Raw genomic sequence first — 24,395 nt, forward strand, 5'->3', positions numbered from 1 at the left:
CGGGGCCCGGCGATCGCCGGGCCCCGGTCGCACAGCGAGATCAGCGCGAGGTGAGCAGCGTCCGCGGCCGGTGCACCCGGACGATGCGCAGGGCGAAGAGCGCCACCACCGGCAGCAGCGGCCACACCCACGCCACCCCGTCGTCGGTGACGATGCCCGCCTTCGCCATGACCGCCAGGCCGCCGCAGACCGCGACGGTCGCCAGCAGCGGGCGCCACGCCGAGCGCGGCTCCGGCCGCAGGTCCGCCCGCGGCTCCTCCCACCGGCCCAGCAGGGCCACGAAGACCGCCGTCACCGCGGCCAGCACCGCGAACCAGACCGGCCGGGTCGCCCACCAGGCGCCGCTGCCCGGCTCCAGGCCGAGCCCGACACCACCCATCAGGGCCGAGGCGCCGATGACGAGCACCATCGCGGTGAGGTGCCACAGGTAGAGCGACATGATCCGGGCGTTGACCGCGACCGTGGCCGTCCACGGGCGACGGCGCTGCAGCCAGCGCTGCAGCGGCGCCTCGGCCAGCAGCGCGACACCGATCTGCGCCATGCCCAGCAGCGCCATGGTGATCCGGGTCGGGTAGGAGTTCTCGACCGGGCCGCCGACCCCGATCATCGAGACCGGGTAGGGGCCGTAGGCGACGAGCAGGGTGACCCCGGTCAGGCCGACCACCGACAGCGCGACCTTGCGGCCGGCGCTCGCCAGCTCGCCGTCCCGCCAGGCGTAGCCCAGCTGGTGCACGGTGGCCCAGACGATCAGGTAGTTGAGGAAGCCGACGAGGATCTGTCCGGTGGAGATGCTCACGTAGTCCACGAGCCCACCGAGCGCCAGCCCGCCGACGACGCTCCACCAGCCCAGCCGCTCCCACAGCGCCAGGGTGCCCGGGGTGACGGCGACGACGAGCACGTAGGCGGCGAGGAACCACGTCGGCACCAGCGCCGTCTGGCTGGCGGTGCGCATGAGGTCGGCCGGCACGTCCGCGGCCAGCGCCACCGACGCGATGCCGATCCAGGCGAGCAGCAGCGGCACCACCGGGGTCATCAGCCGGCGCAGCCGGGCCCGCTGCCAGCCGGCCCAGCCCTCCCCCTTCGCCCGCGCGGAGCGCCACGAGGTGGCGTTGCTGTACCCGCCGACGAGGAAGAAGAGCGGCATCACCTGGAAGACCCAGGTCAGCCCCTGCAGCACCGGCTGGGTCTGCAGGATGTTGACGAGGTCGACCTCGCCGCCGCGGACCACGACGGCGGCCATCAGCCAGTGGCCGAGGACGACGACGCTGATCGCCACGGCGCGGTAGAGGTCGACGACCCGGTTGCGGCTGCTCGGCGTCGCGGCGGCCAGGTCACGGACGGAGAGGGTGGGTGCGCTGCTCATGGGCACCAACCTGGCGAAGGGCGCTGCGCCGCACCTGAGTCGCGGTACTCACCGGTACTCAGACCTCGCCCCCTGCGACTACTCAACCCGCCCGCACGGCGACCACCCGGCCGCAGCCCACCTACGCTGACCAGGTGAGCGCCTCCCGTCGCAGCCAGGTCCCTCCCTTCGAGGTGATGGACGTCCTCGCCCGGGTGGCGGACCTGCGCGCCGAGGGCCGCGAGGTGCTCTCGCTGTGCGCCGGGGAGCCCGGTCAGGGCGCGCCGGCCGCGGTGCAGGAGGCGGCCGCCCGGGTGCACCAGCGCCAGGACCCGCTCGGCTACACCCCGGCCCTGGGCACGGCCGCGCTGCGGGCGGCGGTGGCCGGGCACTACCACCGCTGGTACGGCCTCGAGCTCGACCCGCGTGAGGTGGCGATCACCACCGGCAGCTCCGGCGGCTTCGTGCTCGCCTTCCTGGCCGCCTTCGACGCCGGCGACCGGGTCGCCCTGGCCCGTCCCGGCTACCCGGCCTACCGCAACATCCTGCGCAGCCTCGGCTGCGAGGTCGTCGACATCGACTGCGGTCCGGTCCAGCGCTACCAGCCGACCGTGCCGCAGCTGGAGGCCGAGCACGCGGCCGCGCCGCTGGCCGGGCTGGTGCTCGCCTCGCCGGCCAACCCCACCGGCACGATGGTCGACCGTGGCGAGCTCACCGCGATCGCTGCCTGGTGCCAGGCGCACGGGGTGCGGCTGATCAGCGACGAGATCTACCACGGGGTGACCTACCCGCAGGCGGGGGCGAGCGACCCGAAGGGGGTGTGCGCCCGGGAGGTCGATCCCGGCGCCGTCGTCGTCTCCAGCTTCAGCAAGTACTGGGGGATGACCGGGTGGCGGCTCGGCTGGCTGCTGCTGCCGGAGGATCTGCAGGCCGCGGTGGACGCGCTGGCCGGCAACCTCGCGCTGTGCCCGCCGGCGCCGGCGCAGCAGGCGGCGACGGCCGCCTTCGCCCCGGAGTCCTACGCCCGCTCGGAGGAGGCGGTGCGTGAGTTCGCGGCCACCCGTGAGCTGCTGCTGGACCGCGCGCCGGAGCTCGGCTGGGGGACCGCCGCCCCCGCGGACGGCACCTTCTACTACTGGGCCGACCTCGGCGACCAGCTGGAGCGGTGGGGCGACTCGCGCCGCTACGCGACGGCGCTGCTGGAGGCCACCGGGGTGGCCCTCACCCCTGGCGTCGACTTCGACGACCAGGCCGGGCATCGGTGCGTGCGACTGTCCTTCGCCGCCGGCCACGACGTCGTCGCGCAGGCGCTGGAGCGGATCGCCGCCTTCCAGTCCTGACCTCGCGCCCGCACTCGCCCGATCACCTCCACCCGATCACCTCCACCCCTTCGGGCTGCGAAGGGAGATCCTCCGGTGGAGGTGAACGCACGCGCCCCGGCGCGTCCAGATACCTCCACCCGCCGAGTTACCTCCACCGGTCCACGGCAGGGGCGGCACGGTTGGCGAGCCCGGCGCGGGGATCAATAGGATCGAGGGGAGACGTCCGACCCGCTCGAAGGAGAGAGACATGCCCATCGCCACCCCCGAGGTCTACCGGGACATGCTGGACCGCGCGAAGGCCGGGTCCTTCGCCTACCCGGCGATCAACGTCAGCTCCAGCCAGACCCTCAACGCCGCCATCCGCGGCTTCGCCGAGGCCGGCTCTGACGGCATCATCCAGGTCTCCACCGGCGGCGCGGAGTACCTCTCCGGCCCCACCGTGAAGAACATGGTCACCGGCTCGCTCGCCTTCGCCGCCTACGCCCGCGAGGTCGCCAAGGGCTACGACGTCAACATCGCGCTGCACACCGACCACTGCCCCAAGGACAAGCTCGACGGCTTCGTCCGGCCGCTGCTGCAGGCCAGCATCGAGCAGAAGCAGCAGACCGGGCTGCCGATCTTCCAGTCGCACATGTGGGACGGCTCCGCGGTGCCGCTGGACGAGAACCTGCAGATCGGCCAGGAGCTGCTCGAGCTCGCCGCGGCTGCGGACATCATCCTCGAGGTCGAGATCGGCGTCGTCGGCGGCGAGGAGGACGGCGTCGCCCACGAGATCAACGAGCAGCTCTACACCACGACCGACGACGCGCTGGCCACCGTCGAGGCCCTCGGTCTGGGCGAGAAGGGCCGCTACATGACGGCGCTGACCTTCGGCAACGTGCACGGCGTCTACAAGCCGGGCAACGTCAAGCTCCGCCCGGAGATCCTCAAGGAGTGCCAGGACGCGATCGTCGCGAAGTACGGCACGGACAAGGGCGAGCGGCCGCTGGACCTCGTCTTCCACGGCGGCTCCGGCTCCACCGCGCAGGAGATCTCGGACGCGGTCGACTTCGGCGTCGTGAAGATGAACGTCGACACCGACACCCAGTACGCCTTCACCCGCCCGATCGCCGGCTGGATGCTCAGCAACTACGAGGGCGTGCTCAAGGTCGACGGCGAGGTCGGCAACAAGAAGCAGTACGACCCGCGCGCCTGGGGCAAGGTCGCCGAGGAGGCGATGGCTGCCCGCGTCGTCGAGGCGTGCCAGAACCTGCGCAGCGCCGGCACCAGCGTCACCGCCTGAGGATGTCGATGAGCGCCGGAGACAACCTGCTCGGCATCCCCGAGACCCTGCTGCCGGAGGACCCGGCCGCCCAGCGGCTGGAGGAAGGGGTGGACGCCGCCGACGTCGCGCGGCTGCACCCCACCTCCTCGCTGGCCTGGGCCACCCTCGCCGAGGACGCGCTCGAGGACGGGCGCACGGTCGAGGGCTACGCCTACGCCCGCACCGGCTACCACCGGGCGCTGGACGCCCTGCGCAAGTCCGGGTGGCGCGGCCAGGGCCCGGTGCCCTGGTCGCACGAGCCGAACCGCGGCTTCCTGCGGGCGCTGGCGGCGCTGACCCGCGCCGCGGGCGCGATCGGCGAGACCGACGAGGAGGAGCGCTGCTCCGCCTTCCTGCGGGACTCCAGCGCCGAGGCCTACCGGGAGCTGCTGGGCTGAGCCGAGCTGGACCACGACACAGCGCCGGACCTCGACACAGCGTCAGACCACGACGAAGGGGGCGTCACGACCAGATGGTCGTGACGCCCCCTTCGTCGCCGCGTCCGGTGTCCCTCCCGGAAAAGGTGTAGGGGGCGCCGCCACTGAGTCCCCTGATACCCGGGCGGCGCCCCTCTGTGCTCCTAGTGTGCACCAGCCCTGCCCGAAAAATCGTCATGAAGCAGCCAATGGCACTAACATGACAACGCATGGGGACGCACCCGGTCGAGGACCCGCTCCGCAGGCTCGAGCGCGTGCTCGCCGAGGACACCGCCCGGCTCACCGAGACCCGGGAACGGCTGGCCGACATCGGCGACGCGCTGGTCCAGCTCCGCGCCCGGATGCACCACATCGATCTCGGTGACGACCTGGGCGTCCAGGTCCTCGAGCAGGAGGTCGCCAGCCCCATCCTCGTCCGGCTCGCCGGCGGCGCCGACCAGGTCGACAACGTCGTCATGCAGGTCGACGTCGGCGCCGGCGCCGAGGACGTCAACTCCCGCTCCGAGCTGGAGCGCGCCCAGGAGGGGCAGCGTCAGCGGACCTTGGTGCACCCGATGGCCCTGGAGGACGAGGTGAGCCGGCTGCGGCTGTCCGCCAAGCGCGAGGTCGGCCAGGAGCAGCGCGTCTCGGACGTCCCGGGCACCGAGTTCCTCGTCCTCGGCGACGAGGCGGTGGTGACCCTGGAGCGCTGGGGCGATCCCACCTCGCGCTACCTCTTCGTGCGCCACCCGGCGCTGGTGCGCTCCTTCGCCACCTGGTTCGACGCGGTGTGGGCGGTCTCCCCGGAGGTCTCGCTCAGCGTGTCCGGGCCCGACGAGGCGCCGCTGGTGCGGCTGCTGGCGCTCGGCCTGAAGGACGAGACGATCGCGCGCACCCTAGGGGTCTCGCTGCGCACCGTGCGCCGCCGGATCGCCGGGCTGATGGACGAGCACGGGGTCTCCACCCGCTTCCAGCTCGGGGTGGCGCTGGAGCGTGACGGGCAGCTGTGACCCCGCCGGTAGGGTGGTGAGCCGCCGCGGGCAGGTGCCGCGGCCCTCTGCTGCACGGGCCCGTCGGCCGGAGCCGTGCTGCCAGGGGCGGACACGCGCACGGATCCGCGCCCGCGCGGACGAGGAGGACCGATGCCGGCGATCGTGCTGGTCGGGGCCCAGTGGGGCGACGAGGGCAAGGGCAAGGCGACCGATCTCATGGGTCGCGACGTCGACTACGTCGTGAAGTTCAACGGCGGCAACAACGCCGGGCACACGGTGGTCATCGACGGGGAGAAGTACGCGCTGCACCTGCTGCCCAGCGGCATCCTCTCGCCGAACTGCGTGCCGGTCATCGGCAACGGCGTGGTGGTCGACCTCGAGGTGCTCTTCACCGAGCTGGACGGGCTCAGCGCCCGCGGGGTCGACGTCTCCAAGCTGCGGATCAGCAGCAACGCGCACGTCATCGCGCCCTACAACCGGACCTTGGACAAGGTCACCGAGCGCTTCCTCGGGTCCCGCAAGATCGGCACCACCGGCCGGGGCATCGGCCCGACCTACGCCGACAAGATGAACCGCGTCGGCATCCGGGTGCAGGACATCTTCGACGAATCGATCCTGCGGCAGAAGGTGGAGGCGGCGCTGGCCGTCAAGAACCAGGTGCTCGCCAAGATCTACAACACCCGCGCGGTCGAGGCCGACCGGGTGGTCGCCGAGCTGCTGTCCTACGCCGAGCGGCTGCGCCCGATGGTCACCGACACCTCGCTGGAGCTGGAGCAGGCCCTCGACGCCGGGCAGAACGTGCTGCTCGAGGCCGGGCAGGCGACCCTGCTGGACATCGATCACGGCACCTACCCCTTCGTCACCAGCTCCTCGGCCACCGCCGGCGGCGCCTGCACCGGATCGGGGATCCCGCCGACCCGGGTGAGCCGGGTCATCGCCATCCTCAAGGCCTACTCCACCCGGGTGGGTGAGGGGCCCTTCCCGACCGAGCTCTTCGACGACGACGGCGAGACGCTGCGCAAGACCGGCGCCGAGTACGGCACCACCACCGGACGGCCGCGCCGCTGCGGCTGGGTGGACACCGTCGTCGGCCGCTACGCGACCCGGATCAACGGGGTGACCGACTTCGTCGTCACCAAGCTCGACGTGCTCACCGGCTTCGAGCAGGTGCCGGTCTGCGTCGCCTACGACGTCGACGGGGTGCGGCACGACGAGATGCCGGCCGGGCAGAGCGACTACCACCACGCCACCCCGATCTACGAGCACCTCGACGGCTGGTGGGAGGACATCAGCGGCTGCCGCACCTTCGAGGAGCTGCCCGAGGCGGCGCAGCGCTACGTGCTGCGGCTGGAGGAGCTCATCGGTGCGCGGGTCTCGGCGATCGGCGTCGGCCCGGGGCGCGAGCAGATCATCCAGCGCTACCCGCTGCTGGACTCCTGAGCCACCCCACCGCCCCTGGACCCCCAACCCCCTAGGCAGCTGGATCCGCTCAGGGTGCAGGGTGAGCGTCTGCGACGAAGGTGAGCGTCTGGGGCCTTCCCCTGTCGTCGCCAGATAATCCGTTGCCGCCGGGCGGTGGCGGCTGCGACCGTGGTCGGCACGGCCTCGACGCGGAGGCCGTCGCGACGAAGGGAGCAGCGATGTCCAGTCACGAGTCGCACCGCGAGGGTGCGCCGGAGGACGTGAAGGCGAAGTTCCGCGAGGCGCTGGAGAAGAAGCAGGCGCACGGCGGCACCGACGTCAGCCCGGACGGCGCGCACGGCAAGGTCGAGTCCGCCCATCGGGCCGAGACCTCCGGGGCGCAGCAGATGTTCCGCCGCAAGTCCGGCTGACCCTGCGCCCTCTGACCTCGCTTCCGGCGCCCCAAGTATCCCCAACCCCCTAGGCAGCTGGATCCGCTCAGGGTGCAGGGTGAGCGCCTGCGACGAAGGTGAGCGTCTGCCGACCCTTCGTCGGCGACTGCCGCCGGTGCGGCGAAGGGGGAGACTGCCCAGGGGGTCGGCCGAGGGGGGACATGGCTCAGACGGTCGGGCGAAGGGGAGCCGGCTCAGACGATCGGGCGCAGCACCGTCATCCGGTGGGCGGCGCGGGTGAGCACGACGTAGAGCACCCGCGCCCCGCCGGGTGCCTCGGCGGCGATCGCCTCCGGGTCGATCACCAGCGTCGCGTCCCACTCCAGCCCCTTGGTGGACATGGGGTCGATGACCACCACCCGGCCGTCGTGGCTGCCGTCGAGGCCCAGCACCGCGTCCTGGTGCCGGGTCGGGGTGATCACGGCGATGCTGCCGTCGACCTGCTCGGCCAGGTCGGCCAGCGCCTGCTCGGCGACCACCGCCACCCCCGGCACCGAGGTGTCCAGGGCGTCGCCGAAGGTCAGCTCGACCGGCTGCACCCCGGTCTCGCGGACCGCCTCGGGGATGTCCGCGTCCGGCACCGCCGGCAGCACGACGTCACGGGCGTAGTCGAAGATCTCCCGGGCGTTGCGGTAGTTCGTGCCCATGTGGAAGCCGCGCCGCTCCTGGGTGCCGTAGGCCTCCTCGCGGGCCTGCTGCGCCTCGGCGGCGTCCTCCCAGGCGGCCTGCGCCGCGTCCCCGACGACGGTCCACGAGGCCCGCCGACCGCGTCGCCCGATCATCCGCCACTGCATCGGGGAGAGGTCCTGCGCCTCGTCGACGAGCACGTGCGCGTACTCCTCGGGACGGCCCAGCCGACCGTGCAGCAGGCGCTCCCGGGCCAGCACCGGTGTGGTCGCGGGCCCGGACTCCGGCGCCTGGATGCCGCTGCCCATGGCCTGCAGCTCCTCGACCCCGTCCAGCTCCTCGATCTCGAAGAAGCCGCGCTCGTCGTCCTCGTCCTCGACGTCCTCGACCAGCCCGATCCGCACCGACAGCTCGTCGATGAGCGCCACGTCGGCCACGCTCCAGGTGCCGATCTCCAGCGTCTCGCGCACCGAGTGCGCCAGCGCCGCCGCGTCCCCCTGGGAGAGGACCGAGCGGGCCACCTCGTAGGCGAGCTCGGTGTCGGTGAGCCAGAGCAGCACCTCCCGGGGGTCGACCTGCGGCCACCAGCGGCCGAGGAAGTCGTCGACCGCGCCGGAGATCTCGAAGGCGTCGAGGAACTCGTCCCGGTCGCCCTCGCGCACGCTCGCCCAGGCGGCCTCGGCGAGCATCCCGCGGACCACCCGGGCGGCCTGGTTGCGGGTGCGGTCGCGCAGCGCCTGACGACGCACCCGCTCCAGCCGGTCGGCGTCCAGGCGGACCGGCTGCCCATCGATCATCACCCGCAGCTCGGTGGGGGCCTCGGGCACCGGTCGCGCGGCCAGCCGGTCGAGCACCGTGCGCATCCGCAGCGAGCCCTTGATCGCGGCCACCTCGGGGCTGTCCAGGCGGTAGGCGGTGACCGCGTCGACGACGTCGCCGAGCGAGCGCAGCACCACCGAGTCCTCGCCGAGCGAGGGCAGCACCCGCTCGATGTAGGCGGTGTAGGCGGCCGAGGGCCCGATGACGAGCACGCCGCCGGCCTCGTAGCGGCGCCGGTTGGCGTAGAGCAGGTAGGCGGCGCGGTGCAGCGCGACGACGGTCTTGCCGGTGCCCGGGCCACCGGTGATCTCGGTGACGCCGCGGTCGCTGGCCCGGATCGCCTCGTCCTGGTGGGCCTGGATCGTGGCCACGATGTCGCGCATCTGCTTCCCGCGGGTGCGGGTGAGCGCGGCCAGCAGCGCGCCGTCGCCGACCACCGCGAGGTCGTCCGGGGCCTCCGGCACCATGAGGTCGTCCTCGACGCCGACGACGGTCTCGCCGCGCGAGCGCAGCACCCGCCGTCGGATGACGCCCTGGTTGTCCACCGGGGTGGCCCGGTAGAAGGGGGAGGCCGCCGGCGCCCGCCAGTCGATGACCAGCGGCTCGTAGTCGTCGTCGCGGACCCCGAGCCGGCCGACGTAGCGCACCTCCCGGTCGGCGAGGTCCATCACCTCGCCGTGGTCGAGGTCGAGGCGGCCGAAGACGAGACCCTCGTACTGGTGCTGCAGGCTGGCCAGCCGGCGGGCGGCGTTGTAGACCAGCGCATCCCGCTCGAAGAGACCGGACATCTCCTCGTCGCGGACGTCTCCGGTCCGGTCGGTGCGGCCACGGGAGAGGCCGTCGGTGGCCACCAGGCCGGCGCGCTGGCCCGCCTTCGCCAGCTCGGCGTGCACCCGGTCCAGGTGGGCCTGCTCGTGGGCGACCTCGGCCGCCGCGGCATCGATCTCGGCGTGCGTCACGGTGCGGTGCTCACGGTGCTTGGTCGGTCCCCTCGGCCGGTCGTCCTCCCCCGCCGGGGAGGGTGTGCGAAGGAGCGAGTCTAGCCCAGCGCCGGGTGCCCCTCAGCCGGTCGGTGGGACGGGCCGGACCGGTGCCTCAGACGATCCCGCGCCGGGCGGCCTCGACCCCGGTCTGCAGCCGCGAGCTGGTGCCGAGGGTCTCCATGATGTGCCGCACCCGGCGCTCCACGGTGCGCACCGACACCCCGAGCTGGCGGGCCACGCTGGCGTCCGAGGAACCGGCGGCGAGCAGGGTGAGCGCGACCAGGTCGCGCTCGGTCAGGCCGATGATGTGGGTGCGCCCGTCGCGAGGGTCGGGCATGGGCAGGCCGTCGTCGAAGGTGCGGCGCACGAAGCGGTGCAGCGCGGTGATCAGCGGCCCGCCGCGCAGCGCCGCGGAGCCGATGCCCCGCTCGTCGATGTTGGACAGGTCGAGCACCGCGGCCCGCTCGTCGACGACCACGGTGGAGAAGGGGATGGCGTGGGCCAGGCGCACCTGCTCGCCGGCCGCCTGCCGACGTCGCAGCACGTCCAGCACGCCGGGGATCTCCAGCAGCGAGGTGTCGTAGACCGAGATGATCTCCAGCGGCCGCCCGGTGCTGTCGGTGGGCAGGCGGTCGTGGTCCTCCCCGTCGGGGGCGACCAGCGCGCGGGTGCGCTCCGAGTTGGCCCAGGCGCAGTACATCGAGTGCTCCGCCTCGGAGGCGATCTCGGCGGTGGCCGCCCGGATCTCGGCGATCGACTCCAGCAGCTGGGCGCTCAGCCCGTCGTCGTCGGCGAGCAGGTTCTCCCGCGCGCGCCGGTGAATCATGCCCATCTGGGAGGCGGAGGCGCGCAGCCGTCGGGCCTGGCGCTCGATCTCCGCGGCGAAGGCGGTGAGCGCTCCCTCGGGGGGCGGGACGACGATGCTGCCGTCGCCGGGCATGTCGATCAGGCCGCGGGCCTCGAGGATCTCGAGGGTGCGGTGCGCCTGCTCGTAGTCCTCGCTGCGGGCTAGATAGGTGTCGACATCCATGGCAGGATCGTTGATGAAGCCCAGGTAGGTGCGGGTGACGACATCCTCGCCCGCGGGGGTCAGTCCCCGCACCGGGTCGTTGTGCGGCATGTCCTGATTCTGACGCGATACCGACACTGTCGGGAACCGGACAGCTCTCGCCTTGCGCCGAACGGTCATCGTTTGTCACTATCGACTCACCGGTGCGAACCGGTGACCGCGTGCGGCCGGTGTCCCCCCATTGTCCGGGCCCCGCGGTCGGGGGCACAGGCTCCCGGCAGACCCCCCTGCCTGCCGGGTTCCTGTGCCCCCTTCTTCATGCCCTGGACACCGCTGCTCAGCGGCTTTGAGCGTCCGGCTCCCACCCGGGTGCCGGGCCGTCCGCAGACGATCGGGCCACTACGCTCGGCGCCGTGAAGATCCTCGTCATCGGTTCCGGTGCCCGCGAGCACGCCCTGGTGCGTGCGCTGACCCACGACCCCGCGGTGGACGCGGTGATCGCCGCCCCGGGTAACCCCGGCACGGACGTGGTGGCCCGCACCGAGGCGGTGGATGCCGGCGACCCGGACGCGGTGGCGGCGCTGGCCCGCGAGCACGCGGTCGACCTCGTCGTCGTCGGGCCGGAGGCGCCGCTGGTGGCAGGGGTCGCCGACGCGGTGCGCGCGGTCGGCATCCCCTGCTTCGGACCCGGCGCGGACGCCGCCCGGCTGGAGGGCAGCAAGGCCTTCGCCAAGGAGGTCATGGCCAGCGCGGACGTGCCCACGGCCATGGCGCACGTGTGCACCACCGAGGACGAGCTGGCCGAAGCGCTGGACGCGCTCGGTGCCCCGCACGTCGTCAAGGACGACGGCCTCGCCGCGGGGAAGGGGGTCGTCGTCACCGAGGACCGCGAGGAGGCGATGGCGCACGGCCGGGAGTGCCTGGCGAAGGAGGGCGGCCGCGTCCTGGTCGAGGAGTTCCTCGACGGGCCCGAGGCCAGCCTCTTCTGCATCTGCGACGGCGAGAGCGTCGTGCCGCTGGACCTGGCGCAGGACTTCAAGCGCGTCTACGACGGCGACGAGGGCCCGAACACCGGAGGCATGGGCGCCTACACCCCGCTGGCCTGGGCGCCGGACGGCCTCGTGGAGCAGGTCGTCGAGCGGATCGCCCGACCGGTGGTCGCGGAGATGGGGCTACGGGGGACCCCCTTCGTCGGGGTGCTCTACGTCGGTCTCGCGCTGACCTCCCGCGGGCCGCGGGTCATCGAGTTCAACGTGCGCTTCGGCGACCCGGAGATCCAGGCGGTGCTGGCCCGGCTGGAGACGCCGCTCGGCGGGCTGCTGCACGCCGCGGCGACCGGTGGGCTGCGCGAGCAGCCGCCGCTGCGCTGGTCGCCGCAGGTGGCGACGACCGTCGTGGTCGCCGCGCACGGCTACCCCGCCGCGCCGCGCACCGGAGACGTCATCGACGGCCTGGACGAGGTGACCGACGCCTACGTGCTGCAGGCCGGGACGACGACGGGAGAGGACGGCACGCTGTGCTCGGCCGGTGGCCGGGTGCTCTCCGTCGTCGCCCTCGGCGACGACCTGACCCAGGCCCGGGAGCGGGCCTACGCGGCGGTCGAGCAGATCTCCCTGGACGGCTCGCACCACCGTAGCGACATCGCCCTGCGGGCCGCTCGCGGGGAGATCCGCGTCCCCGGCTGACCCGTCCCGCCCCCCTTCGCCCTGCTCGCGGCACCTCACCACACCTCACCACGCACCCAGAGCACCCCACCTACCACGCAGTAAGTGCTGTGATCACGACACTTACTGCGTGGTAGGTGGGTCGTTCTGCGTGGTAGGTGGGTCGTTCGGGTGGCTGGTCGCGGCTGGTGCGAGCGCCCGACCCAACCGGACGGGCGGCCCGATGCGTGCAAGAGGGTGGAGGAGGTGACCCGTGGACGCGGAGACCGAGGCGCAGTACGTCGCCTTCGTCGATGCTGCCCTGCCGTCGCTGCGCAAGCTCGCGCGGTCGGCGACCTGGGACAGCCACCACGCCGATGACCTCGTCCAGACCACCTTGGAGAAGCTCTACGTCGCCTGGCCACGGCTGACCCGCCGTGACGAGATGCCGCTGGCCTACGCGCGCACCACCCTGGTGCGATCGCTGGTCAGCGAGTCCCGCCGACCCTGGCGGCGGCGCGAGACGGTGGCCGAGCACCTGCCGGAGCGGGCGGGGCAGGACCCCTTCGGTGCCGTGGACGTCTCGGTGGACGTCATGGAGGGGCTGCGCCGGCTCTCGCCGCGGCAGCGTCTGGTCCTCTACCTCCGGCACGTCGAGGACCTCTCCGTCGCCCAGACGGCGGAGGCGATGGGCTGCAGCCAGGGGACCGTGAAGTCGACGACCTCGGACGCCGTGCACGCGCTGCGCGCCGCCCTGGCCGAAGGAGTGACCACCGATGCCTGAGCAGGACCAGCAGCTGGCCCAGGAGGTGCGCGCGGCTCTCGACAGCCGCCTGCCCGACCCAGGCTTCGACCTGCAGGACCTCGTCGACGGCGGGCGCCGGCGTCGACGCCGCCGCGGCGTGGCGGTGGCCGCTGGAGGCTGCGCCGCGGTGCTTGTCGGTGCGATGGCGGTCGCGAGTCTGCCGGGCATCGGCGACGGGACCGCTGGCGACGTGGCTCCGGCCTCGAACCAGATGCTCGCCGACTGGCGGACCGCGACCCAGGACCCGGACGAGCGGGTGGTCGTCATGGGCCGGGTGATCGGTGCCGGCGGCGCCGACCCCACGGTCTGCCTCGGCGAGAAGGAGGGCATCACGACCGGCGACTGCGGCGGCGAGGAGCTGAGCATCGCCGGGTGGGCCCCGCCGGCCCCGACGTCCGACGACACGTGGCCCGGCGGGGACTTCTTCCGGATGGAGGGGACGGTCGAGGACGGTGTGCTCACCTCGACCGGCGGGGAGCGGGTCGAGGAGCCGTGGCCGGAGTGGGAGGAGTTCCCCAGCTACGAGATCCTCTGCGACGCGCCCCCGGGCGGGTGGACCTACTCCGACGACATCACCGCGCTGGACGACGTCGAGGAGATCTCGCACTACTGGGGCATCCACCCGAGCCGCAACCAGTCCGCCGGGCCCGCGCCGGACCTCATGGACGGCATCGAGGTGCCGGCCGTCGCGGTGGACGAGGGCGACGACCTCGCGGCCGCCCAGCAGGCGGCCGAGGAGGCCGCCGGTGGCCCGGTGTGCGCGGTCGAGACGGACCGCTCGATGGAGCGGGCCGAGGAGATCGCCGACCAGCTGCGCGGCCAGGGCTTCGGCATGGTCGAGGCCGAGGTGCACCCGGAGCGGCCGCAGGACGCCCGGGTGGTCGTCCCGGTCCGCTACGACGACGGCTCGCTGCAGGAGACGCTCGACGAGGACCTCGGCGAGGGCTGGGTGAGCGTCCAGCCGCTGATCGCTCCCGCCGACGAGGACTGAGCCGAACCTCGAGCGAGGTCGAGGTCCGGCTAGCCTGGCCGGATGGACGCGCGGGACGAGCTGAGCATCGGCGAGATCGCCCGACGCTCAGGGCTGAGCGTGCCGACGCTGCGCTTCTACGAGGAGAAGGGATTGGTCCACCCGGACCGCACCGGCGGCAACCAGCGCCGCTTCCCGCGGCACACGCTGCGGCGTCTCGCCTTCGTCCGGGCGGCGCAGCAGTTCGGTCTGTCGCTCGCCGAGATCCGGCAGGCGCTGGACACCCTGCCCGCCGACCGGCCGCCGACCGCGCGGGACTGGCAGCGGCTCTCGCGCACGTGGCACGACGCGCTGACCGAGCGGATCGAGGCGCTGACCCGGCTGCGGGACACCACCAGCGGGTGCATCGGCTGCGGCTGCCTGTCCACGACGAGCTGCCCGATCGCCAACGCCGACGACGCGCTGGGTGCCGACGGGTCGGGGGCGCGGCGGTGGCCGGCGCTGCTGCGCGAGGACCGGGCGGACGAGCCCCGGTGAGGGTGACCGGCCGGGCGCCCGTGGCGCTCTAGGCTGGGCGGGTCCGGCCGACGAAGGGGAGCACCATGAGCACCAGCGACGAGCGAGGCCAGGAGCCGGCCACCCAGGCGATGCCGGCGGCCGAGCCGACCCGGCCGATCCGCCGGGACGAGCGGGCGGACGCCGAGCCGACCGTGGCCGCCCGGCAGGGTGAGCGGGCCGACGCCGACGCCGAGCCCACCGTCGCCGCCCCGCAGCGCGGGCACGACGAGGCGCCGGCCACCCAGCGGATGGCCGCCCCGTCAGCAAGCGGCACCGGGTCGTCCCCGGCCGGGAGCAGCGGGTCGTCCTCGGCGGCAGGCGCCGGGTCGTCCTCGGCGGCAGGCGCCGGGTCGTCCCCGGCCGGTGGCTGGTCCGGTGAGCCGCACGGGCGGTCCTGGTCCAGCGAGCAGGAGGTGCCGGCCGCCGCCTATCCCGCGCACCGCGACCGTGACTTCCCGGAGCGCTCGTCGCGCAAGGGCAGCGGGGTGCTCGCCAAGATCGGCTCGCTCGTGCTCGCGATCGTCCCGTGGGCGCTGACCGTCGCGGGTCTGGGGGTGCTCAACGACTGGCAGCAGAGCGCGGTCGTGCGTCTGGAGAGCGCGCCGGTCACCGCCGCCATCGGCATCGGTGTGCTCGTCGTCGCCGGCCTGCTGTGGGTGCTCGTCGCCTGCCTCTCCTCGACCGGGCCGCTGCTCGCCGGGCTGCTCACGCTGGCCTTCGGGGCGTCGCTGACGAGCATCGAGGTGCTCACCCGGGTGGTCGACCTCAACCCGCTGGACGGGCGCTACGGCACCGCGGTGACGAACGTCCTCTACACGCCGCCGATCATCATCCTCGCCGGGGTGCTGCTGCTCGCCCTGGGGATCACCGCGGCCTGGACGCGCCGCGCCCGCTGAGCCGCGACCGCTGACCCGCACCCGCTGCGCCGTGCCCGCAGAGCCGCTCCTGCGCCGCCTGCAAGGATGAGCGCATGAGCAGCCCCGAGACCGCCCCCGAGCTGCCCGGCTACGAGCACCTCTACTCCGGCAAGGTCCGCGACCTCTACGCCCCGCTGGACGAGCGCGGCCGAGCCCGCACCGACCGGCTGCTGCTCGTGGCCAGCGACCGGATCAGCGCCTACGACCACATCCTCAGCACCCCGATCCCGGACAAGGGCGCTGTGCTGACCCAGCTGTCGCTGTGGTGGTTCGAGCAGCTGGCCGACCTCGTGCCGCACCACGTCGTCTCCACGGACGTCCCGGCCGAGGTGGCCGGGCGGGCGGTCGAGGTGGAGCGGCTGACCATGCTGCCCGTCGAGTGCGTCGCCCGCGCCTACCTCACCGGCGGCGGGCTGGGAGAGTACCGAGCGACCGGCGCGGTCTCCGGGATCACGCTGCCGGAGGGGCTGGAGGACGGCTCCCGGCTGCCGGAGCCGATCTTCACGCCCTCGACAAAGGCGCCGCAGGGCGAGCACGACGAGCCCATCCCCTTCGCCGAGGTGGAGGCCGAGATCGGCCCGGTGCTGGCCGAGCGGGTGCGGGAGCTGACCGTGGCGATCCTCGCGCGCGGCAACGAGATCGCCACCGAGCGGGGGATCATCCTCGCCGACACGAAGGTGGAGTTCGGCCTGCGCGGCTTCATGGGCGAGACCGGTCCGCTGGGGCTGCGCGAGCACGGCGAGGACTGCGAGATCGTCCTCGGCGACGAGGTGCTCACCCCCGACTCCTCGCGCTTCTGGCCGGCCGAGGGCTGGCAGCCGGGGCGGGCGCAGCCGAGCTACGACAAGCAGTACGTGCGCGACTGGCTCACCTCCCCGGCCTCCGGCTGGGACAAGGCCTCGGACGAGCCCCCGCCGCCGCTGCCGGACGACGTCGTCGAGCAGACCCGGGCGCGGTACGTCGAGGCGTACGAGCGGCTGACCGGGCGGGCCTTCGGGGGCTGAGCTCGAGCGGATAGGTGCGCCGATCTCGTCGACCGACCCAACCCGGCCGGCCCGGCGCGCATCTTCTCTGGTGAGCCCGGAACGTGCCGGGGACCGGCGAAGGGGAGATCTCGTGGGATCGAGCGAGGATGAGTTCCGCGCGTTCGCGGACGCGTCGATGCCGGGGCTGCGGCGCGTCGCCGTCGGCATCAGCCGCGACCCGCACACCGCGGACGACCTGGTCCAGACGACGATGGAGAAGCTCTTCGTCGCCTGGCCGCGGGTGGCGCGCGCCGGGTCGCCCTACGCCTACGCCCGGACGACGCTGGTGCGCACCCTGCTCGCCGAGACCCGTCGGCCGTGGTGGCGCCGCGAGGTGGTCGCGGACGACGTCGAGGCCGCCGCACCCCGGGACGACCAGGCCGCGGTCGAGGACCGGGTCGTCGTCCACGACCTGCTGGCCCGGCTGACCGACCGTCAGCGGACCTGCGTGGTGCTGCGGCACCTCGAAGGGCTGACGGTCGCCGAGACCGCAGCGGCCATGGCTGCTCGGAGGGAACCGTCAAGAGCACCACGTCGGAGGCGATCGCGCGGATGCGTGGCATCGCCGCAGGAGAGGCGCCGTCGGCGCGGGAAGGGGCCCAGTGATGAGCATGGACCAGGAGATGGTCGCGGTCCTCGAGCGGGAGGTCGAGGGTCGGCTGGCGAAGGTCGGCCCGGCCCGGGACGTGGACGAGCTCGTCGCCGGAGGACGCGCCCGGCGACGACGCCGCCGGGCGCTCGGCGGCGTGGCTGGGGCGGCGGCGGTGGCGATGGTCGCCGGAGGCGTCGCGCTCGCGACGACGCTGGCACCGGAGCCGCCCGCTCCGCCGGCGACGACCCAGGCCGCCCCCTTCGCCGGTTGCACCCTCGAGCCACGGACCTGTGATGTCCAGGTGGTCGACACGTGGTTGGACGGGCTGGGCGCGGAGACCGGGACGCCGGGCTGGGAACGGGTGACCGATGAGTGGATGACCGGCCTGGCGCCCGGGGGGTACGGGTACGCGGTCCCGGTGCATGACGATGAAGGGATGCAGATCGCCAGTGCCGACGGGCTCGTGGCGCCGGAGATCGACGTCCAGGGGTACCTGGACGAGATCTCCTCGGGTGTGGCTCCCGGAGACGTCGACGTGCGTGCGGTGGCGGTGCCCACGGACGCCGGCGAGGTGAGCGCCGTCGTGGTGACACTGGACGACGACGGCCGCTGGTTCCAGGTGTGGCTGGTCGACGAGGGCGACGGGCACGGGGCCGTGCTGGTCACCTACGAGGGCACCTATCCCGAGGGCGCCACGCCCTCCTTCGGCCTGTCGGGCGGGTCTGACGCACCCACCGGCTGGACGGACGAGCGGGTCGGCGCGCTCGTGGCGGAGCTGCTGACCGAACCCCCGGCCTGACCCGCCCGCGTCCACCTCCCCTTCGCCTTTACCCGGGCTGATGCGGGCAGACTGATCTGTGGCACCGCCGTCATATCACTCGATATCCTGGGTTGCATGGACGGGATCCGGGAGCAGCGCCAGGCGGCTGGCCTCACGCAGGCCGAGCTGGCTGCCCTCAGCGGCGTGGCCCAGCCGAACATCGCTGCCTACGAGTCCGGCCGGCGCCGTCCGTCGGCGGCCATGACGGACCGGCTGCGCGATGCGCTCCGTCCGCGTCCGAGCGCGGCAGCCGCCGCGCATCGCGAGGAGATCCTGGCGGTGCTGGCCCGGTACCGGATGAGCGATGTCCGCATCTTCGGCTCGGCCGCCCGCGGCACCGACGAGCCGGGGAGCGACCTGGACCTGCTCGTCGACCTGCCCGCCGACGCCGACCTGCTGGACCTCATCGACGGCGCCGAGGCCGTCGAAGGGATCGTCGGCGTCCGCGTCGACATCGTGAGCGCTCGCGCGCTGAGGCCCGATCACGAGATCGCGCGCACGGCGCGCCCGTTGTGAGCTCGCTCGACGACCGCTACGGAGCGGGGACCGCCGACCGGCTGCGCGACGTCGCGCGGCTGTGTCGACGCGCCGAGCGCCTCGCGGCCAGGGGGCGAGATTGGTACGACAGCGATCCGGACCTGGACGTGCCCAAGCTGGCGGCGGACGCGCTGGTGCTCAAGCTGGGTGAGGCGGTGCGCCGCCTCCCTGAGGACTTCCTCGAGGACCAGGCTCAGGATCGCGAGTGGCGGCGCGCCATCGGCATGCGGCACCGCCTCGCCCACGACTACGACGCCGTCGACTACGAGCTGGTGTGGGGTGTCGTCTCTCTGCACGCCGGTGCTCTGCGCCATCAGGTGGAGGAGATCCTCGGGGAAGGGTGAGCGTCGCCCCCAGCGGCCGATCCTCGCGCAGGTGATACCGTGATGATACCGTTCTCTCATGGCCTTCACCCTGCGCACCGACTCCGAGCTCGAAGCCGCCCTGGACACCCTCGCTACGTCCGAAGGGGTGTCCCGCCAGGAGGTCGTGCGCCGCGCGATCCTCGAGCGGGCCGACATCCTCGCCCGGCGCCGCGACATCGACACGGTGCTGGATCAGGAGCTGCCTCGCTATGCCGACGCCCTGCGCCGGCTCGGGGAGTGACCGGGCCCGTGCGTGACCTGACGGTCGAGGAGCTGCTGCACGTCGCCGCCAGGGTGCTGCCAGAGGTCCAGGTGCGTGACGTCGGCCTGCTCGAGGCCGCCGCTGCGCGGCCCCGGACCAGCGTCATGGGGGCCGACGCCTACCCCACGCTCGACCTCCGGGCCGCGGCCCTGGCCCACTCCGTCGCCCGCAACCACGCGCTGGTCGACGGCAACAAGCGCCTCACCCTGGCCTCGGTCATCACCGTCTACGGCATCAACGGACGCCGGCTCACCCTCACCAACGACGAGGCCTACGACCTGATCATCGCCATCTCCACCGGCGAGCTCGACGACGTCGACGACATCGCCGCCCGCTTCGCCGACGCCACCGCCGAAGCCGACCCCATCACCTGACTCACCGAGGTCTGACCCTCAGCGCACCTGTCCGATCGCCACGTCGCACCGTCTCCAGGGCGAAGGGGTGATGAGATGACCGACGCCAGCACGGCGGACGACGACTTCCGAGCGTTCGCCGAGACCGCGATACCGATGCTGCACCGCACGGCCCTGGCCGCCTGCGGCGACCGCCACCGGGCCGACGACGTGGTGCAGACCGCGCTGGAGAAGCTCTTCGTCTCCTGGCCGCGGATCCGCCGCGAGGCCCGAGACCCGCTCGCCTACGCGCGGACCACCGTGGTGCGCTCCCTGATCGACGACGCGCGACGGCCCTTCTGGCGTCGCGAGGTCCGCAGCCACACGCTCCCGGAGGCGGGCGGCGTGGACGAGGCGCAGCGCGCCGTGGACCGGGACTGGGTGCGCAGCGCCCTCGACGACCTCACCCCGCGGCAGCGCCTCGCCGTCGTGCTGCGCCACCTCGAAGGGCTGTCCGTGCAGGAGTGCGCACGAGCCATCGGTACGAGCGAGACCAACGTCAAGGCCGCCACCCGTGAGGGGATGGCGGCGCTGCGCAGCGCGGCCGAGAGGTCGCTGGGCGAAGGAGCAGAGCGATGAGCAGGATCACCGACGAACGCCTCGCGGACGAGATCGTCCGGGCCGCCGGTCACGGCGACAGCAGCGTCACGGTGGACGAGGTCATCTCCGGAGGTCGCCGCCGACGCCGTCGTCGTCGGCTGGCGCAGGGTGCTGCCGGTGCCGCAATCGCGACCGTCACCGCAGGCACCGCGGCCGTCGCGATGAGCCTCGGCGGACCGGTCGCCGACGGACCGGCCGGCGACCCGGGGCGGGGAGACCCCACCGCCAGCAGCACAGCCAGCGAGGACCGGACGACCGCGCTGCCGTCCGCGGACGGCTGCACCTGGCGACCCACCACCTGTCGGGCGGTCGTCGAGAGCTGGGCGTCCCGGCAGAGCGTGCCGGTCGAGGTGGCCGCCGTCGATCACTGGTCGCAGGTTCCCGACGGCTCGCTGGTCCTGACGGTCGACGCCGCCACCGGGTACTCGCAGGTCCACGTGACCGTCGCGCCGCAGGTCTGGGACGACTCGCGCTCCTGGCAGCCGGCGGAGTCCGAGCCCGCGGACGACCCCACGACGCAACGTCAGGTCGAGATCGCCGAGGGCGTCACTGCTGACGTCTTCACGGTCGGTGGGGACGAGCGGGTCGAGCAGTGGATGATCCCCGACGGCGACGGGCACGGTGCTGTGGTGGTGCGCACCGACAGCGCGGACCAGGTCGCCGCGACCGGGGGCGACGACGGTCAGATCCGAGACCTGGTGCGTGATCTCGTGGCCGGTCCGACGGACTGACCGGGTCCGCTCCTGTCCGACCGCGCCACCCGAGTGCGCCGCCCTACCCAGCGCCCCACCCATCCGAGCTCACCCACCCCCGTCCACCCGTCGGCCCCCGCGGGCGAGCGGAGCGCGACGGCTCCTAGACTCGATGTCCGGACCCACCCCCTTCGCCCCAAGGAGACCCTGTGGGACGCATCGTCGTCGACGTCATGCTCAAGCCGGAGATCCTCGACCCCCAGGGCCAGGCCGTCCGCGGCACGCTGCCACGGCTGGGCTTCGAGGACTTCACCGACGTCCGCCAGGGCAAGCGCTTCGTGCTCTCGGTCGAGGGCGAGGTCACCGACGCCCACCTCGCCCGCGCCCGCGAGGCCGCCGAGACCCTGCTGAGCAACCCGGTCATCGAGGACGTCGTCGACGTCCACGAGCTCACCCACGACGAGCCCGAGCAGGCCGCGATCACCGGAGAGGGCGCCGCCTCGTGAAGGTCGGCGTCGTCACCTTCCCCGGCAGCCTCGACGACCACGACGCCCGCCGCGCCGTCGAGATCTGCGGCGGCGAGGCCGTGCCGCTGTGGCACCGTGACGCCGACCTGCGCGGCGTCGACGCCGTCGTCCTGCCCGGCGGCTTCTCCTACGGCGACTACCTGCGCGCCGGCGCCATCTCCCGCTTCGCCCCCGTCATGGACCTCGTCATCGAGCGGGCGAAGGGCGGGATGCCGGTCCTGGGCATCTGCAACGGCTTCCAGATCCTCTGCGAGAGCCACCTGCTGCCCGGCGCGATGATCAGCAACGACCACCGCACCTTCGTCTGCCGCGACCAGCGGCTGCGGGTCGAGCAGGCCGGCACCTCCTGGACCTCGGACTTCACCGACGGCCAGGAGATCACCATCGTGCTGAAGAACCAGGACGGCCAGTTCGTCGCCGACGAGCCCACCCTCGACCGGCTCGAAGGGGAGGGCCGGGTCGCCTTCCGCTACCTCGGCACCAACCCCAACGGCAGCTACCGCGACATCGCCGGCATCACCAACGAGACCGGCACGATCGTCGGGCTCATGCCGCACCCGGAGCACTGCGTCGAGGAGGGCTTCGGCCCCAGCCTCGACGGCCGCGGCTTCTTCACCTCCGTCCTCGGGAAGGTCCTCGCCTCGTGAGCACCCCGCTCGACACCGTCACCCACGCCGAGCAGACCCCCGAGGTCGACCAGCCCTGGGCCGACCTCGGGCTCAAGCCGGACGAGTACGAGCGCATCCGCGACATCCTCGGCCGTCGCCCGACCGCCGCCGAGCTGGCGATGTACTCGGTGATGTGGTCCGAGCACTGCTCCTACAAGTCCTCCAAGGTCCACCTGCGCCGCTTCGGCGACCTGCCCAGCGAGACCCCGCTCGGCAAGACCCTCGCCGGCATCGGCGAGAACGCCGGGGTCATCGACATCGGCCAGGGCTGGGCGGTCACCTTCAAGGCCGAGTCGCACAACCACCCCAGCTACGTCGAGCCCTACCAGGGCGCCGCCACCGGGGTCGGCGGCATCGTCCGCGACATCATGGCGATGGGCGCCCGCCCGATCGCTGTCATGGACCCGCTGCGCTTCGGCGCCATCGACCACCCCGACACCGCCCGGGTGCTGCCGGGCGTCGTCTCCGGGGTCGGCGGCTACGGCAACAGCCTCGGCCTGCCCAACATCGGCGGCGAGGTCGTCTTCGACGAGTGCTACCAGGGCAACCCGCTGGTCAACGCCCTCTGCGTCGGCGCGCTGCGCCACGAGGACCTGCACCTGGCCAGGGCGAGCGGCGCCGGCAACCTCGTCGTCCTCTTCGGCGCGAAGACCGGCGGCGACGGCATCGGCGGCGTCTCCGTGCTCGCCTCGGAGACCTTCGAGGACGAAGGACCGGCCAAGCGCCCCGCGGTCCAGGTCGGCGACCCCTTCGCCGAGAAGGTGCTCATCGAGTGCTGCCTCGATCTCTACCGCGCCGAGGTCGTCGACGGCATCCAGGATCTCGGCGGCGCCGGGCTGTCCTGCGCCACCTCCGAGCTCGCCTCGGCCGGCGACGGCGGCATGGAGATCGAGCTCGACCTCGTGCCGCTGCGCGACTCCACCCTCCGGCCCGAGGAGATCCTCATGTCGGAGAGCCAGGAGCGGATGATGGCGGTGGTATCGCCCGAGCACCTGACGCGCTTCATGGAGATCACCGAGCGCTGGGACGTCGAGGCCACCGTGCTCGGCCGGGTCACCGGCGGCGACCGGCTGCAGATCACCTGGGGCGGGGAGACCATCGTCGACGTCCCCCCGCGCTCGGTCGCTCACGACGGCCCGGTGTACGAGCGCCCGATCGCCCGGCCCGGCTGGATCGACGCCGTGCAGGCCGACACCACCGCCGACCTGCCCCGGCCCGAGGGCGAGCAGATCGCCCAGACCGTGCTCGACCTGCTCGCCTCGCCGAACCTCTGCGACAAGAGCTGGATCACCGAGCAGTACGACCGGTACGTGCGCGGCAACACCGCCCAGGCCATGCCCTTCGACGCCGGCGTGGTCCGGGTGGACGAGTCCACCGGCCTCGGGGTCGCTCTGGCCACCGACGGCAACGGCCGCTACGGCCGGCTCGACCCCTACGCCGGGGCCCAGTCCTCGCTGGCCGAGTCCTACCGCAACGTCGCCACCAGCGGCGCCCTGCCGCTCGCCGTCACCGACTGCCTCAACTTCGGCTCGCCCGAGGACCCGGGCGTGATGTGGCAGTTCCAGCGGGCGGTCGAGGGGCTCTACGACGCCTGCCTCGAGCTGGGCATCCCGGTCACCGGCGGCAACGTCTCCTTCTACAACCAGACCGGCGAGACGGCGATCCACCCCACCCCGGTCGTCGGCGTGCTCGGCGTCCTCGACGACGTGCGCCGCGCCGTGCGCTCCGGCTTTCCCGCCGCCGGCGAGGTCGTCCTCCTCCTCGGCGAGACCCGCGACGAGCTCGACGGCAGCGAGTGGGCGAAGGCGGTGCACGGTCACCTCGGCGGCACCCCGCCGCGGGTGGACCTGGCCGCCGAGAAGGCCCTGGCGGACCTCTTCGTCGAGGCCGGCCGGGCCGGTCTGCTCACCAGCGCCCACGACCTCTCCGACGGCGGTCTGGCGGTGGGGCTGGCCGAGTCGGTGATGACCCACGGCGTCGGTGCCTCGATCGACCTCGCCTCGGTGGGCGGGGACGGGCTCGACGACGCCACCGCTCTGCTCAGCGAGAGCGGCGCCCGGGCGCTGGTGACCGTCGCCGGCGAGGCCGACGTGGCGACCCTGCTGGGGATCGCCGCCACCTACGGGGTGCCGATCACCCGGCTGGGCACCACCGACGGGGATCGCTTGCGGGTCAAGGGAACTCGTGGGCTGACCGTCGAGGAGCTGCGTGCCGCGCACACCGGCACGATGCCGCGCTACTTCGCGTCCTGAGCGCCTGAGCAGTCAGCAGGCTCCGTTCCCCAGCGTCAGGATCTCGCCCGGGCACGACGAAGCCCCCGCCGATCACGGCGGGGGCCTTCGTGCTGGGTGTCTGA

25 protein-coding genes and 1 pseudogene are annotated in these 24,395 nt (G+C 73.2%); 23 read left to right on the top strand and 3 right to left on the bottom strand.

What is annotated here, in order from left to right:
- Positions 1-40 precede the first annotated feature (40 nt).
- Positions 41-1,363, bottom strand: a complete 1,323-nt coding sequence (locus BJY28_RS06520; RefSeq protein ID WP_179462289.1) for an acyltransferase family protein — start codon at positions 1,361-1,363, stop codon at positions 41-43.
- A gap of 134 nt (positions 1,364-1,497) precedes the next feature.
- Between BJY28_RS06520 and BJY28_RS06525 the strand changes: the two genes are divergently transcribed.
- The 6 genes from BJY28_RS06525 to BJY28_RS06550 all read left to right on the top strand — a co-directional run bounded on the left by BJY28_RS06525 (position 1,498) and on the right by BJY28_RS06550 (position 7,207).
- Positions 1,498-2,682, top strand: a complete 1,185-nt coding sequence (locus tag BJY28_RS06525) for a pyridoxal phosphate-dependent aminotransferase (protein WP_425485699.1) — start codon at positions 1,498-1,500, stop codon at positions 2,680-2,682.
- Between the two features lie 229 nt (positions 2,683-2,911).
- Positions 2,912-3,946 (top strand): class II fructose-bisphosphate aldolase, encoded by a 1,035-nt coding sequence (gene fbaA / locus BJY28_RS06530; protein ID WP_179462290.1) that lies wholly within the window; start codon positions 2,912-2,914, stop codon positions 3,944-3,946.
- Positions 3,947-3,954: 8 nt separating this feature from the next.
- Positions 3,955-4,365, top strand: coding sequence for a DUF3151 domain-containing protein (locus BJY28_RS06535; protein WP_179462291.1), 411 nt, complete (start codon positions 3,955-3,957; stop codon positions 4,363-4,365).
- A gap of 248 nt (positions 4,366-4,613) precedes the next feature.
- Complete coding sequence (locus BJY28_RS06540) at positions 4,614-5,393, top strand: helix-turn-helix transcriptional regulator (protein WP_179462292.1); 780 nt, start codon at positions 4,614-4,616, stop codon at positions 5,391-5,393.
- 132 nt (positions 5,394-5,525) lie between these two features.
- On the top strand, positions 5,526-6,815 hold the full coding sequence (locus BJY28_RS06545) for an adenylosuccinate synthase (protein ID WP_179462293.1): 1,290 nt from the start codon (positions 5,526-5,528) through the stop codon (positions 6,813-6,815).
- A 200-nt stretch (positions 6,816-7,015) separates the two neighbouring features.
- Positions 7,016-7,207 (top strand): DUF5302 domain-containing protein, encoded by a 192-nt coding sequence (locus BJY28_RS06550; RefSeq protein WP_179462294.1) that lies wholly within the window; start codon positions 7,016-7,018, stop codon positions 7,205-7,207.
- 215 nt (positions 7,208-7,422) lie between these two features.
- Here BJY28_RS06550 and BJY28_RS06555 read toward each other — a convergent pair whose 3' ends face one another.
- Both BJY28_RS06555 and BJY28_RS06560 read right to left on the bottom strand, forming a co-directional pair.
- Entirely contained in the window at positions 7,423-9,633 is a 2,211-nt protein-coding gene (locus BJY28_RS06555) for a UvrD-helicase domain-containing protein (protein ID WP_179462295.1), read from the bottom strand.
- 136 nt (positions 9,634-9,769) lie between these two features.
- Positions 9,770-10,777, bottom strand: coding sequence for a helix-turn-helix domain-containing protein (locus tag BJY28_RS06560; protein WP_179462296.1), 1,008 nt, complete (start codon positions 10,775-10,777; stop codon positions 9,770-9,772).
- A gap of 302 nt (positions 10,778-11,079) precedes the next feature.
- Here BJY28_RS06560 and purD point away from each other — a divergent pair, with 302 nt between their 5' ends.
- The 17 genes and pseudogenes from purD (at position 11,080) to purL (ending at position 24,291) form a co-directional block, all read left to right on the top strand.
- Positions 11,080-12,351, top strand: a complete 1,272-nt coding sequence (gene purD / locus BJY28_RS06565) for a phosphoribosylamine--glycine ligase (RefSeq protein ID WP_179462297.1) — start codon at positions 11,080-11,082, stop codon at positions 12,349-12,351.
- Positions 12,352-12,583: 232 nt separating this feature from the next.
- On the top strand, positions 12,584-13,093 hold the full coding sequence (locus BJY28_RS06570; protein WP_179462298.1) for a SigE family RNA polymerase sigma factor: 510 nt from the start codon (positions 12,584-12,586) through the stop codon (positions 13,091-13,093).
- Positions 13,086-14,105: a hypothetical protein gene (locus tag BJY28_RS06575; protein ID WP_179462299.1), complete on the top strand. Its 1,020-nt coding sequence runs from the start codon at positions 13,086-13,088 to the stop codon at positions 14,103-14,105. The genes BJY28_RS06570 and BJY28_RS06575 overlap by 8 nt, the downstream gene beginning before the upstream one ends.
- A 42-nt stretch (positions 14,106-14,147) precedes the next feature.
- Positions 14,148-14,621, top strand: coding sequence for a redox-sensitive transcriptional activator SoxR (gene soxR, locus BJY28_RS06580; protein WP_179462300.1), 474 nt, complete (start codon positions 14,148-14,150; stop codon positions 14,619-14,621).
- Positions 14,622-14,686: 65 nt separating this feature from the next.
- Entirely contained in the window at positions 14,687-15,538 is an 852-nt protein-coding gene (locus BJY28_RS06585; protein ID WP_179462301.1) for a hypothetical protein, read from the top strand.
- A 74-nt stretch (positions 15,539-15,612) separates the two neighbouring features.
- Complete coding sequence (locus tag BJY28_RS06590) at positions 15,613-16,563, top strand: phosphoribosylaminoimidazolesuccinocarboxamide synthase (RefSeq protein ID WP_179462302.1); 951 nt, start codon at positions 15,613-15,615, stop codon at positions 16,561-16,563.
- A gap of 112 nt (positions 16,564-16,675) precedes the next feature.
- Positions 16,676-17,077: pseudogene (locus BJY28_RS17030) on the top strand (sigma-70 family RNA polymerase sigma factor); the annotation flags it as partial.
- A 112-nt stretch (positions 17,078-17,189) separates the two neighbouring features.
- The gene (locus BJY28_RS16175) at positions 17,190-17,975 is read left to right on the top strand and encodes a hypothetical protein (RefSeq protein ID WP_246313360.1); all 786 of its coding nucleotides are present in this window, start codon (positions 17,190-17,192) and stop codon (positions 17,973-17,975) included.
- Positions 17,976-18,071: 96 nt separating this feature from the next.
- On the top strand, positions 18,072-18,512 hold the full coding sequence (locus BJY28_RS06605; RefSeq protein ID WP_179462305.1) for a helix-turn-helix domain-containing protein: 441 nt from the start codon (positions 18,072-18,074) through the stop codon (positions 18,510-18,512).
- The gene (locus BJY28_RS16805; RefSeq protein ID WP_179462306.1) at positions 18,509-18,877 is read left to right on the top strand and encodes a HepT-like ribonuclease domain-containing protein; all 369 of its coding nucleotides are present in this window, start codon (positions 18,509-18,511) and stop codon (positions 18,875-18,877) included. Before BJY28_RS06605 ends, BJY28_RS16805 begins: the two co-directional genes overlap by 4 nt.
- A gap of 58 nt (positions 18,878-18,935) precedes the next feature.
- Positions 18,936-19,139 (top strand): ribbon-helix-helix protein, CopG family, encoded by a 204-nt coding sequence (locus tag BJY28_RS06615; RefSeq protein ID WP_179462307.1) that lies wholly within the window; start codon positions 18,936-18,938, stop codon positions 19,137-19,139.
- 8 nt (positions 19,140-19,147) lie between these two features.
- Complete coding sequence (locus tag BJY28_RS06620; protein WP_179462308.1) at positions 19,148-19,534, top strand: Fic family protein; 387 nt, start codon at positions 19,148-19,150, stop codon at positions 19,532-19,534.
- 75 nt (positions 19,535-19,609) lie between these two features.
- Positions 19,610-20,131, top strand: coding sequence for a sigma-70 family RNA polymerase sigma factor (locus tag BJY28_RS06625; RefSeq protein WP_179462309.1), 522 nt, complete (start codon positions 19,610-19,612; stop codon positions 20,129-20,131).
- On the top strand, positions 20,128-20,883 hold the full coding sequence (locus BJY28_RS06630) for a hypothetical protein (protein ID WP_179462310.1): 756 nt from the start codon (positions 20,128-20,130) through the stop codon (positions 20,881-20,883). Before BJY28_RS06625 ends, BJY28_RS06630 begins: the two co-directional genes overlap by 4 nt.
- Positions 20,884-21,053: 170 nt before the next feature.
- Positions 21,054-21,350 (top strand): phosphoribosylformylglycinamidine synthase subunit PurS, encoded by a 297-nt coding sequence (gene purS, locus BJY28_RS16185; RefSeq protein ID WP_179462311.1) that lies wholly within the window; start codon positions 21,054-21,056, stop codon positions 21,348-21,350.
- The gene (gene purQ, locus BJY28_RS06640) at positions 21,347-22,018 is read left to right on the top strand and encodes a phosphoribosylformylglycinamidine synthase subunit PurQ (protein ID WP_179462312.1); all 672 of its coding nucleotides are present in this window, start codon (positions 21,347-21,349) and stop codon (positions 22,016-22,018) included. Before purS ends, purQ begins: the two co-directional genes overlap by 4 nt.
- Entirely contained in the window at positions 22,015-24,291 is a 2,277-nt protein-coding gene (gene purL, locus BJY28_RS06645; RefSeq protein WP_179462313.1) for a phosphoribosylformylglycinamidine synthase subunit PurL, read from the top strand. The genes purQ and purL overlap by 4 nt, the downstream gene beginning before the upstream one ends.
- Positions 24,292-24,395 lie beyond the last annotated feature (104 nt).

Origin of the sequence: Janibacter alkaliphilus (assembly GCF_013408565.1) — a bacterium.
GTDB lineage: Bacteria > Actinomycetota > Actinomycetes > Actinomycetales > Dermatophilaceae > Janibacter > Janibacter alkaliphilus.